Here is a 10,515-nt window from a genome sequence, read left to right as displayed (position 1 = left end):
GAGTTTGGCATGGGACTTCCCGGCGGGCCGACGAAGGACGAGGTGATGGCGATCTCGCTCTCGAAGCTCGACCTCCGGCCCTCGGACCTCTTCATGGACATCGGGTGCGGCACCGGGAAGGTCGCGGTCCACGCGGCGCCGAGGGTGAGAAAGGTCATCGCGATCGATGTCCGGGGCGAGGCCATCGCGCACGCGCGGGAGGCGGCGGCGAGGGCAGGGGTCTCGAACATCGAGTTCCACGCGGGGAACGCGGCAGACCTCATCCCCTCGCTCCCTCCCCCCAACGCCGCGTTCCTCGGCGGTTCGCGGGAGATCGAGCGGATCCTCCCCCTGCTCGCCGGGCTGAAGGTCCGGGCGATCGTCGTCAACGCGGTGAAGATAGAGACCGTCGCGAGGGCGATCTCCCTTATGGAGGAACTCGGGATATACAGGGAGGCCGTCCTCGTCCAAGTGGCGCACGCGGCTCCGCTCGACGGCGGCCATATCTGGAGACCGGCCAATCCCGTGGCCGTCATCTCCGGGGGGGTGTCCCCGTGCTGATCGGCCTGGGGCTCGGTCCCGGCGACCCCGAACTCCTCACCCTCCGGGCCGTGCGCCTCCTGCGGGAGGCAGACGCCGTCTACGTCCCCGGGAGACTCGCCCACTCCCTCGTGTCGCCCTACAGGGACGCCGAGGTCCTCGAGTTCCCCATGACAGAAGACCCTGCCGCGGTGAGGGCATGCATGGAGAGGAACGCGGAGAGGATCGCGCCCGTCGCCTCGAGCGGGACCGCGGTGCTCGCGCTCCTCGGCGACCCGAACTTCTTCTCGACGTTCTCCCGGCTCTGCGAGGTCGTGCGGGAGAAGTACCCGGGGATAGAGTGCCGGACGGAACCGGGGATCAGCGCGATCACGGCGTTTGCGGCGGCGGCGGGGATCGCGCTCTCCGAGGGCTTCTGCGTCTCCGACGGCGGCACGCCGCGGCACAGGGTGCTCCTCAAGGTCAGGAGGCCGAGGGAAACTGCAGAAGCCCTCGCGCGCGAGGGCTTCTCCCGGTTCGTCCTCGTGGAGAGGATGTTCCTCCCCGACATGCGCGTGTTCAGGGAGGGGGATCTCCCGGAGCAGAGCGATTACATGAGCGTCCTCTACGCGGAGCGGTGATATGGCGAGGGTCTTCTTCGTCGGGGCGGGCCCGGGCGACCCTGACCTGATCACGGTGAAGGGGCTCACCCTCCTCCGGGAGGCTGACGTCCTCGTCTACACCGGGTCGCTCGTCAACCCGCGGCTCGTGGAGGCTTCCCGCGCCCCCGTGAAGATCGACAGCCACGGGATGACGCTCGAGGAGATCTGCGGGATCCTCGTCTCCCACGCGAGGGAGGGGGAGAAGGTCGTGCGCCTCCACTCGGGGGACCCCTCGCTCTATGGCGCGATCGTGGAACAGATCGAGATCCTCTCCGCGGCGGGCGTGGACTGCGAGATCGTGCCCGGGGTGTCCTCGCTCTTCGCCGCCGCGGCTGCCCTGAAGATCCAGCTCACGCTCGGCGGCGTCGCAGAGACCCTCATCGTGACGCGCCCGGCAGGCGCGACCCTCGAGAGAGACGAGATCCCCGGGCTCTCCGAACACAGGGCGACCCTCGTCTTCTTCCTCGGGACCGGGCACCTCGAGGAGATCACATCGAGGGTCCGGTGTCCCCCGGATACCCCTGCCGCAGTCGTGTACCACGCGAGCTGGGACGACGAGGTCGTCGTCCGGGGGACCGTCGCGGACATCGCGAAGAAGGCGAGGGACGCCGGGATAACGAAGACCGCCCTCCTCGTCGTCGGCGGCGTCCTCGACCCGGCGTCGTCCGGGCACAGGAGGTCGCACCTGTACTCATGAGCGGGAAGGTCATCTCTCTCTCGAGGTTCCTCGACGCAGCGGCGAGGATCGCGGGGTTTCTCGGCGGCGAGGTGGTCCCCTACTCGCCCGATGCTTTCGCGCGCGCATTCCGGGAGTCGGAGTGGATCGTCGCGGTGATGTCGACGGGCATCGCGACGCGGTCTGTTGCGCCCCTCCTCCGCGACAAGTGGGAGGACCCGGCAGTCGTGGTCGTGGACCCCGACCTCACCTTCGCGATCCCCCTCGTCGGCGGCCACCACGGCGCAAACGAGATCGCGCGGAAGCTCTCGGGGCTCGGCGCACTCCCGGTCATCACCACCGCGACGGAGAGGGCCGGGAGGGAATCCGTCGAGGCGATTGCCGCCCGCCTGGACTGCCGCATCATCAACCGGGAATCGACGACACCCGTCAACGCCGCGATCCTCGACGGCCCCGTCCCGCTCCACGCGGTAAGCGGGCCGGCGGTGGTGATCGCGGGACCGCGCGTCACCGTCCTCTTCCGGAAGGGCGAGTACTCCGTGGGGATAGGGTGCAGGAGGGGGACGGCCGCACGTGACGTGCAGTCGGCCCTCGAGAGCGCGTTCGAGGCGGCCGGGATCGGGAAGGACGAGGTCGGGGTATACGCCTCGACCGCGCGGAAGTCCCATGAGCAGGGGATCATCGGCGGGGTGAGGGCCCTCGGCGGGACGCTCGTCTTCCTCGACGATCAGGTTCTCGCCGCGTTCCCGCCGCGGTCGCCCTCGCGGGCAGGAAGGGTGGGTCTCGCCGGGGTCGCGGAGCCTGCTGCGCTCGCGGTCTCCGAGAGAAAGGAGCTCGTCATGGAGAAGAGGGTGTTCGGGGGGGTGACCGTTGCCATCGCGCGGTGAGGGGCGGGGTGTCCTCTACGTGGTCGGGCTCGGCCCCGGCTCGCCCGACCACATGACCGGGAGGGCCATCGCCGCGCTGGAGGAGGCGGAGTACGTGATCGGGAACGACTCGTACCTCGCGCTCGTCGAGCCGCTCATCAGGGGGAAGACCGTCATCAGGAGCTCGATGGGCAGGGAGGTCGAGCGGGCACGGCAGGCCGTCGCGCTCGCGAGGGAGAGCGTGGTCGCGGTGGTGAGCGGGGGCGACCCCGGTGTGTACGGGATGGCGGGGATCGTCCTCGAGGTTGCCGAGCGGTCGGAGTATCCCGTGAGGGTGGAGGTTATCCCGGGGGTCACGGCAGCGACCGCGGCCGCGTCGCTCCTAGGATCCCCTCTCTCGGGGGACTTTGCGGTCGTCAGCCTCTCCGACCTCCTCACCCCGCCCGAGGTGATCGAGGAGAGGCTCAAGTGCGCGTTCTCGATGGGCGTCCCCGTCGTCCTCTACAACCCCCGCAGCAGGGGAAGGCCGCACAACTTCGCCCGGGCAATCGAGATCGCGTCGCGCTACCGCGACCCCTCGACACCGGTCGGGATCGTGAGGAACGCGTACCGCGAGGGGGAGACCGTCACCGTCACGACGCTCGGGGACGCAATGAAGTACGAGGGCGATATCGACATGCACACCACGGTCATCATCGGCGGGACCGAGACGAGGATGGGGGAGGTGGGGAGGGATGGGAGAGCCATCATCACCCCGCGGGGATACCAGAGAAAGTACCTATACTGACATCGGCGCGATACCGGGGGAAGCCCTCCGTATCTCGAGGGAGAGCCGGATGCTCGCCCGGAAGGTCATCGGGGACCGGAGCGACGAGGACCGGGTGCGCCAGAGGTGCGCGATCGCGGTCGGGGACATGGAGATGGCCGGGCTCCTCCGGTTCATGCACGACCCCGTCCGCGCGGGACTCGAAGCGCTCGCCCGCCGTGCACCCATCGTGACAGACATCCGCATGGTCATGGTCGGGATCCAGAAGAAGGGCCACGGGAGCAGGATTGCCTGCGCCCTCGACCACGCGGAGAGGGCTGAAGCGGAGGGAATCACGAGGGCACGGGCAGGGATCCTCGCGCTCCGCGGGGAACTTCAAGGGGCGATCGTCGTCATCGGGAACGCCCCTTCCGCCCTCCTCTCCCTCTGCGACCTCGTCGAGGAGGGCATCGCACCCGCGCTCGTCATCGGGACACCGGTCGGATTCGTGAACGCCGCCGAGTCGAAGGAGAGGCTCCGGTCCCTCCCCGTCCCCTCCATCTCGAACGTCGGGACGAGGGGGGGAACGCCCGTCGCAGTCGCCGCGATGAACGAGATCATCACGATCTTCGCGGAGAGGGGGGTGGAGAGGGGAGATGGGGGGTAGGGGAGCCCTCGTCGACCCGGTGACGGGATTCGCCTACCCCGAGGAGTGGGTCGCCGCCTGCGGGGACCCGGGAGCACTCGAGCTCGCGCGCGCGGGGCTCGGTGTCCTCACCGCGTCCGGAAAGGTACTCCGGAGGGGGTACACGACGGGCACCACGGCCGCCGCCGCCTGCAAGGCGGCAATCCTCTCCCTTCGGGGACCGGTCCAGCGCGTCCCTGTCCGCACCCCCTGCGGGATCGAGGTGGTCGTGCCCGCCGAGGGACACTCGGGGGTGGGGAGGGTAACCAAGTTCGTGGGGGACTATCCCGCGGACGCGACCGCGGGCCTCGTGTTCGTCGCGACCGCCGAGGAACGCGGCGACGGCGTCTCCCTCGTGCCCGGGGAGGGTATCGGCCGGCACTCCCGCGATACCCATCGGGCGAGATCCGGCGAGCCCGCGATCAGCCCGCCGGCCCTCTCCGCGATCATGGAGGCGATCGGGGAGGCGATGGTGACCGCCGGGATACCGGGTGTCGCCCTCACGCTCGAAGTCCCCGGGGGGAGGGAGGCGGCAGCCCGGACCCTCAACCCGCGCCTCGGGATCGTCGGCGGGATCTCCATCCTCGGGTCGACCGGCCTCGTCGAGCCGTGGGACGACCACCTCGCCGAGTCCGCGCGGGAGAGGGTCGCGTCGGCGGGCCGCGTCGTCGTGACGACCGGCCGCATCGGCCTCCGGTACGCCCGCCTCCACTTCCCCGACCGCGAGGTCGTCCTCGCCGGATCCCGGCTGGCCGACGTCCTCGCCGGGGCGGGGGAGGACGTCGTCCTCGCGGGGCTCCCGGGACTCGTCCTGAAGTTCCTCTACCCCGGGATCCTCGAGGGGACGGGGTGCCAGACCGTGGAGGAACTCTCGGGAAGGCCCGAATTCCGCGGGAGGATGGAGAGGGCTTTTGCGATCGCGCGGGAGAAGTACCCCACCCTCCGCGTCGTCGTCTTCTCGCGGGAGGGGGAAGTGCTGGGGGACAGCGGATGAAGATCGTGGGGGTCGGGTGCGGCCCGGGGCTCTTGACCCTGCAGGCGGTGCGCGAAATCTCCTCTGCACGCCTCGTCTACGGGTCACGCAGGGCGATAGAGCTCGCGCGCGAGTATTTCAGGCCTGACGCCGAGGTCCGCGAGATCGAGGACTACGGGTCCCTGAAAAACCTCCCCGCGGATGCGGTCGTCCTCTCGACCGGCGACCCGATGCTCGCGGGGCTCGGGTACCTGCCGGGAGAGGTCGTCCCCGGCATCTCCTCGCTCCAGCTCGCCCTCGCGCGCCTCCGCATCCCGATGCAGGACACCACGGTCGTCGTCGCCCACGGGAGGGACCACGCGGCCGCCTTGGGAGAGATCCGCGACGGGCTATCGCGCGGGAAGACCGTCTTCGTCGTCGCGGACCCCGGGTTTGACGTCCGCGCCTGCGCTGAAAGCCTCGTCGACTTCCCCGGCGAGGTGGTGCTCACCGTCTGCGAGAACCTCGGCTACCCAGGGGAGCGGATCGAGGCTGGGACGCCGCGGGAGCCCCCCCTGCCGAGGACCGGCCTCTTCTCGCTCGTCCTCCGGGTCGCAAACCGCGGGAAATGAAGGCTTTGGGGTGCAAGACCCGCTCCCCGCGGCACTCCCCGCGGGGAAAAAGGGAATAAATAGAATCGCGAGCCACCACTGTACCGGAGAGGCAAGGATGGAGAAGAGTGCAAAGAAACAGGTGAGCCTCATCTTTTTCGTCGCGGGTTTCATCCTCCTGCTGATTCAGGATCTCAAGGGATTCTCGACGATAAACCTCGGCTTCTCGTGGCCGTGGGCGATCATGTTCTACTGCGGCCTCGTCCTCATCCTCGCGGGGTATTACCTGCGGGGGTAGGATCGTCCCTTTTTCGCCCCCTGGGGGTGCGCTGTCCCCGGAACGAGGATCATCCCCCCTTCCCTCGCGACCATGCCTTCCCCCGCGAGCCGGTCGCATATCGCCTGCACCCTGCCGCGTTCCGCCCCGACCACGGCGTGCAGGCGTGATTCCTCCACGGGTCCCTTTGAGAGCAGGAGGGAGAGTATCTTCCCCCTCAGCTCACGGTCGGAGCCGCGGAACGGCGGCTGCTTCCGGTAGTGTGCGCTTCTCCGGACGGGGTCGGGTCTTGCGCACCGGAGGCTCGCCCCGAGGTCCATCATCGCGTAGTACCACTCGCGCGGGTTCTCCCGGTCAAGCGTCGCGGCGACAAGCGGGACGATCTCGCTGTCCCTGACACCTTCCCGCGAGGGGAAGAACCTGTAGAGGAAGAGCCTGCGGATGTTCGTCTCGACGAAGACGGACGGTTTATCGAACGCGAACGCGGCGATCGCGGCCGCGGTTGCCCTGCCTATCCCGGGCAAGGCGGCGAGCGCCGCCTCGTCCCGCGGCAGGTTGCCGTCGTATTCCCCGGTGACGACTTGCGCGATCCGGTGGAGGTCCCGTGCCCTCCTGTTGTACCCTAGCCCCTTCCATTCCCGCAGGACGTCCGCGAGCGTTGCGCGCGAAAGGGACGGAAAGCCGGGGAATGCCCCGATGAACCGGGGGAAGTACACCGAGACGCGCCCGACCCCCGTCTGCTGGAGCATCAGCTCCGAGACGAGGACCGCGTACGGGTCCCTCGTCTCCCGCCACGGGAACCGGCGCCCGAACCTCCTGTAGTACCCGTACACGGCCTCCCTGAACTCCTCGACGACCTGCCTCCCGGGCAGGGCGTCTCCGTCACGGCCGGGGAACGCCATACCTCTCCGCGAGGCCTTCGACCGTCCTCACGTACTCGCTGACGGGGAACTTCCTCTCGAGACCGCGCGCACCCATGTACCTCACCTTCCCGAACACGGGCCGTTCAGGCCAGGGACGGTCGTGCTTCCCGAAACACCACGCGACTCCCGCGTAGGAGTTCGGGTCCCTCCCGTCGAGCTCGTACTTGTTGTTGAGGGACAGCGCGATCCCGAAGGCTTCCCTTGGCGAGTCGGTCCACTCGAGGATCTTCTTCGCCCAGTACATCCGCATGTACCCGTGCATCTTGCCCGTGACCACCATCTCTGTCTGGCAGGCGTTCCAGTAGGGATCGTGCGTCTCGGCCCGCTCGAACTCCCGCGCGGAGTACACGTACTCCCTCGCGTCGCGGGCATGGGCAGAGAGTGTCTCGATTGCCCACGCGGGGAGCGCCCCGAACGTGTCGTACCCCGCGTTGTACGTGACGAAATTGAACGCGAGTTCGCGGCGGACGACGAGCTGGTCGAGGAATTCGCCCGCGCCCGGCAATCCCGACGCGGACACCCGCAGGGCGATCTCCACGGGGGAGAGGTGGCCGAAGTGGAGGTAGGGGGAGAGGTGGGAGAGGACGTCGCGCGTCGGGTCGTTCCTGTGGGCCGGGTAGGATGACAGTTTCCCGTCGACGAAGAGGCGGAGCCGCCGTTCTGCCTCGTCCTCCCCGCCGCGGAAGACCGGTGATGGCGGGACGGCCCCGTCGGCACCCCGCGAGGCGAGGGCGGGTGCTTCCGCGTAGGGAATCCCGTCCACGTCGGGCGCCTTCCGCGGGGGGGTGCCTCTCTCCGGGAGCCAGAGGAATGCCGGGAGGAGCCTTTCCACCTTCGGGCGGAAGGTCGCGGCCGACCATTCCTCCTTGGGCGAAGCCTCCCCCACGGGGACGATGACGTTGTCCTCGACCACCGCGAGGGGGCACTCGACCTGCCCGGCGAGCTCCCCCCTCCACGCCGCGTGGTGCGCGAGGTACCCCCTGTCGGTCACCACCACGGACGCGTCGCGCGCGAGGTCGGCTATCTCCCGCGGGGGGTACCCGTGCCTGAGCACGAGCGGGATCCCGCGGCGGGCGAGCGCGTCGCCGGCGGAGACGAGTCCCTCGGCGAGGAAAGTGAAGTGGCGGAGGTTTGCCTCAGGGTACCCGGGATACACGCAGAAACAGGCGACGAGGGGCAGGTCGAGCGAGCGGGCGACCTCGAGGGAGTACTCGAGGGCGATGTTGCCCCGCGACCGGGCGGAAGACTGCATCCAGTAGAGGAGGTACCTCCCGCGTGCCGGCGGACCCGCGCGGAGGTACCGGACGCGGGGATCCCACCTCACCGTGGCTCGCCTCCCGCGGGCAGGCCACCGGCCCGGTGCGCCTCCTCTCCGCGGTCCCTCAGAGGGAGAGGGAGAACGGGGGGAAGAGCCCTCCCCTCCCCGTGAAGGTGAACCTCACGCCTGCCGGGCCCGGCGCGAAGAACGCTTCCGTTGACCAGGTTTTCCCTTGCGGGTTTGCGATCGAGCTGTGGAACCTCCACTCCTGCATGGTCGGAAATCCGCCCGTGTAGGTGATCTTCTTCACCGACACGGTCTCGTTGACGACCGCGTTTCCCGAGACGCTCGTCGTGCTCGAGATGAGGGATCCGGGAACGGGTGCTGCGTGCACCGCCGGGAAAATCCCGAAGAGAACGAGGCACACGGCGGCGATCAGGGGCTTGCAATTCAATTCTCGCATGGTATCCTCCGCGCGGGGCAGGGCCCCACGGCAGATCTCTCTTTTCCAAGAGCTCTCTCCCCTCCTCCCCTAAATGCCTTCTCCCCGCGCTCACGCCCGGAGGAACAGCCCGTCGATCTCCTTCTTCCTCAGGACCACCATCGTCGGCCTCCCGTGGGGACAGCTGTAGGGGTGACTCGTCCTGCGGAGGTCATCGAGGAGTGCCCTGCACTCCCCCGCGGAGAGGGGGGTCCCGGCCTTCACCGCACCCCTGCACGCGACGATCTTCCGGATCTCGTCCGCCGCCGCGGGACCCTTCCTCGGGCTCCCCGAGAGGATCGCGGAGACGAGCTCCCGCGCCCCCGCGGCGTCGAGCTGCCTGCCGAGCACGACCGGCACGGCGCGGACGGCGTACGTTCCCCTCCCGAACTCCTCGAGGCAGAACCCCGCCTCGTGGAGGACGGGGAGGAGCTCCGAGACGATCGAGGCCTCGCGCGGGGAGAGATCGAGGACGGCGGGGAAGAGGAGTTCCTGGCTCTGGGATGGGGTCGCACCCCCCTCGACGAGCCTGTCGTAGAGGATCCTCTCGTGGGAGGCGTGCTGGTCGACGAGGATCAGGTCTTCGCCGCCGCGGAACGCCGCGAGGATGTACGTGTTGTCCAGCTGGCCGATGACCTCCATCTCGGGGAGGAGAGGGAGCGAGGCTCCCTCCTGCGGCTCCTCCGGGATCCCGAGCCCGGCCTGCCGTCCCCCGCCCTTCCTCCCGGTGACTGTCCCAAAACAGGGCTCCGAGACGAACCCCGGGGGATGGGAGGGTACCCCGTAGGGTGTTTCGGCGGGACTCAGGGGGAGCGGTCTCTGCTGCGCGAACCGGGTTGTATTGCCCCCGCCGGTTATGACTGCCACGGACCCTAGCGCGGATCCCACCGCGCGGGCGATCTCCTCCCTGACTTCCTCCTCCCCCGCGATCCGTACTTCCCTCTTCGTCGGGTGGACGTTTGGGTCCACGGTCGCGGGATCGACCGATATGTCGAGGATGGCCACGGGGAAGCGGTCCGCGGGGAGGAGGGTCCCGTACCCCTCCCGTACCGCGAGGGCGATGGACCTTGACACCACCGGCCGCCCGTTCACGGAGATGAATATCTGGTAGGGGTTCTGCCGCGAGAACGAGGGGCGCGAAACCAATCCCGCGATGCGGGCACGGTTGCCGGTGTAGTCCACGGGGAGGAGGGCCCTTTCCCACTCGACCCCGAAGAGGTGGAGCGCGGCATCGCGGAGTGTCCCCGCGGGCGCCGAGATGAGTGTCCTGCCATTGTGGAGGACGTGGAACGAGATGCCGGGGTGGGAGAGGACGGTCCGCTCGAGGGTCCCCGTGATGTAGGCCATCTCCGCCCCGAGCGAGCGCATGAATTTCCTCCGTGCAGGCGTGTTGTAGAAGAGGTCCCGGACTTCGACCGTCGTTCCCGGGGGGCAGCCGCACTCTTCCTGCCTGACGAACCTCCCGCCCTCCCACTCTACCCGCGTCCCCGAGATCTGCCCCGCTCCCACCCGCGTGGTGAGCGTGAGCCGCGAGATCGCCGCGATACTCGCGAGGGCCTCGCCCCGGAAACCGAGCGACCTGATCCCGTGGAGATCCTCTATCCGCGCGATCTTGCTCGTGGCGTGGCGGGTGCACGCGAGTGCGGCGTCCTCCGGTGACATGCCGCACCCGTCGTCAGTCACCCTGATCCCGGCGATGGTGCCCCCCCTCGAGCGGATCTCGACCACGATGGTCCGTGCCCCCGCGTCGATCGCGTTTTCCACCAGTTCCTTGACGACCGACGCGGGTCTCTCGATGACCTCGCCGGCGGCGATCCGGGCCACCGTCTCCCCGTCGAGGATGCGGATTTTCCCACCCGGAGCGGATTCTGGCATCTCCCC

The 10,515-nt window shown here is 69.0% G+C and carries 13 protein-coding genes; 9 read left to right on the top strand and 4 right to left on the bottom strand.

Annotated features, from left to right (window positions below; genetic code table 11):
• Window positions 1–9 precede the first annotated feature (9 nt).
• The 9 genes from QFX32_00910 (at window position 10) to QFX32_00870 (ending at window position 5,993) form a co-directional block, all read left to right on the top strand.
• Window positions 10–540, top strand: coding sequence for a methyltransferase domain-containing protein (locus QFX32_00910; protein MDI9632599.1), 531 nt, complete (start codon window positions 10–12; stop codon window positions 538–540).
• Window positions 534–1,139, top strand: coding sequence for a cobalt-factor II C(20)-methyltransferase (locus tag QFX32_00905; GenBank protein ID MDI9632598.1), 606 nt, complete (start codon window positions 534–536; stop codon window positions 1,137–1,139). The genes QFX32_00910 and QFX32_00905 overlap by 7 nt, the downstream gene beginning before the upstream one ends.
• Window position 1,140: 1 nt before the next feature.
• Entirely contained in the window at window positions 1,141–1,857 is a 717-nt protein-coding gene (locus QFX32_00900; protein MDI9632597.1) for a cobalt-precorrin-4/precorrin-4 C(11)-methyltransferase, read from the top strand.
• Window positions 1,854–2,723: a cobalt-precorrin 5A hydrolase gene (gene cbiG / locus QFX32_00895; GenBank protein ID MDI9632596.1), complete on the top strand. Its 870-nt coding sequence runs from the start codon at window positions 1,854–1,856 to the stop codon at window positions 2,721–2,723. The genes QFX32_00900 and cbiG overlap by 4 nt, the downstream gene beginning before the upstream one ends.
• Entirely contained in the window at window positions 2,707–3,489 is a 783-nt protein-coding gene (gene cobJ / locus QFX32_00890; protein ID MDI9632595.1) for a precorrin-3B C(17)-methyltransferase, read from the top strand. The genes cbiG and cobJ overlap by 17 nt, the downstream gene beginning before the upstream one ends.
• Window positions 3,437–4,114 carry a precorrin-8X methylmutase gene (locus QFX32_00885; GenBank protein MDI9632594.1) on the top strand — a complete coding sequence of 226 codons (678 nt, stop codon included), beginning with the start codon at window positions 3,437–3,439 and terminating at the stop codon, window positions 4,112–4,114. The genes cobJ and QFX32_00885 overlap by 53 nt, the downstream gene beginning before the upstream one ends.
• On the top strand, window positions 4,104–5,126 hold the full coding sequence (locus QFX32_00880; protein ID MDI9632593.1) for a cobalt-precorrin-5B (C(1))-methyltransferase: 1,023 nt from the start codon (window positions 4,104–4,106) through the stop codon (window positions 5,124–5,126). Before QFX32_00885 ends, QFX32_00880 begins: the two co-directional genes overlap by 11 nt.
• Window positions 5,123–5,716 (top strand): cobalt-precorrin-7 (C(5))-methyltransferase, encoded by a 594-nt coding sequence (locus QFX32_00875; protein ID MDI9632592.1) that lies wholly within the window; start codon window positions 5,123–5,125, stop codon window positions 5,714–5,716. The genes QFX32_00880 and QFX32_00875 overlap by 4 nt, the downstream gene beginning before the upstream one ends.
• Before the next feature lie 97 nt (window positions 5,717–5,813).
• Window positions 5,814–5,993 carry a hypothetical protein gene (locus QFX32_00870; GenBank protein MDI9632591.1) on the top strand — a complete coding sequence of 60 codons (180 nt, stop codon included), beginning with the start codon at window positions 5,814–5,816 and terminating at the stop codon, window positions 5,991–5,993.
• Here the strand turns inward: QFX32_00870 and QFX32_00865 are convergent.
• The 4 genes from QFX32_00865 to mutL all read right to left on the bottom strand — a co-directional run bounded on the left by QFX32_00865 (window position 5,978) and on the right by mutL (window position 10,509).
• The gene (locus QFX32_00865; protein MDI9632590.1) at window positions 5,978–6,874 is read right to left on the bottom strand and encodes an A/G-specific adenine glycosylase; all 897 of its coding nucleotides are present in this window, start codon (window positions 6,872–6,874) and stop codon (window positions 5,978–5,980) included. The two genes, QFX32_00870 and QFX32_00865, sit on opposite strands and share 16 nt — an antisense overlap.
• The gene (locus QFX32_00860) at window positions 6,855–8,219 is read right to left on the bottom strand and encodes a deoxyribodipyrimidine photo-lyase (protein ID MDI9632589.1); all 1,365 of its coding nucleotides are present in this window, start codon (window positions 8,217–8,219) and stop codon (window positions 6,855–6,857) included. The genes QFX32_00865 and QFX32_00860 overlap by 20 nt, the downstream gene beginning before the upstream one ends.
• Before the next feature lie 58 nt (window positions 8,220–8,277).
• Window positions 8,278–8,616, bottom strand: a complete 339-nt coding sequence (locus tag QFX32_00855) for a hypothetical protein (protein ID MDI9632588.1) — start codon at window positions 8,614–8,616, stop codon at window positions 8,278–8,280.
• Window positions 8,617–8,706: 90 nt separating this feature from the next.
• Window positions 8,707–10,509, bottom strand: coding sequence for a DNA mismatch repair endonuclease MutL (gene mutL / locus QFX32_00850; GenBank protein ID MDI9632587.1), 1,803 nt, complete (start codon window positions 10,507–10,509; stop codon window positions 8,707–8,709).
• Window positions 10,510–10,515 lie beyond the last annotated feature (6 nt).

Origin of the sequence: Methanolinea sp. (assembly GCA_030055515.1) — an archaeon.
In the GTDB taxonomy this organism is placed as follows: domain Archaea; phylum Halobacteriota; class Methanomicrobia; order Methanomicrobiales; family Methanospirillaceae; genus Methanolinea_A.
The sequence above is the reverse complement of the archived record's forward strand: the minus strand, read 5'-3'. Positions and strand labels throughout refer to the sequence as shown.

What these genes read in the sequence shown, in the direction of transcription:
- QFX32_00910 (MDI9632599.1), top strand. Translation starts at nt 10, where the DNA reads ATGGGACTTCCCGGCGGGCCGACGAAGGACGAGGTGATGGCGATCTCG.
- QFX32_00900 (MDI9632597.1), top strand. Translation starts at nt 1,141, where the DNA reads ATGGCGAGGGTCTTCTTCGTCGGGGCGGGCCCGGGCGACCCTGACCTG.
- cbiG (MDI9632596.1), top strand. Translation starts at nt 1,854, where the DNA reads ATGAGCGGGAAGGTCATCTCTCTCTCGAGGTTCCTCGACGCAGCGGCG.
- QFX32_00885 (MDI9632594.1), top strand. Translation starts at nt 3,437, where the DNA reads ATGGGAGAGCCATCATCACCCCGCGGGGATACCAGAGAAAGTACCTAT.
- QFX32_00880 (MDI9632593.1), top strand. Translation starts at nt 4,104, where the DNA reads ATGGGGGGTAGGGGAGCCCTCGTCGACCCGGTGACGGGATTCGCCTAC.
- QFX32_00875 (MDI9632592.1), top strand. Translation starts at nt 5,123, where the DNA reads ATGAAGATCGTGGGGGTCGGGTGCGGCCCGGGGCTCTTGACCCTGCAG.
- QFX32_00870 (MDI9632591.1), top strand. Translation starts at nt 5,814, where the DNA reads ATGGAGAAGAGTGCAAAGAAACAGGTGAGCCTCATCTTTTTCGTCGCG.
- QFX32_00865 (MDI9632590.1), bottom strand. Translation starts at nt 6,874, where the DNA reads ATGGCGTTCCCCGGCCGTGACGGAGACGCCCTGCCCGGGAGGCAGGTC.
- QFX32_00855 (MDI9632588.1), bottom strand. Translation starts at nt 8,616, where the DNA reads ATGCGAGAATTGAATTGCAAGCCCCTGATCGCCGCCGTGTGCCTCGTT.
- mutL (MDI9632587.1), bottom strand. Translation starts at nt 10,509, where the DNA reads ATGCCAGAATCCGCTCCGGGTGGGAAAATCCGCATCCTCGACGGGGAG.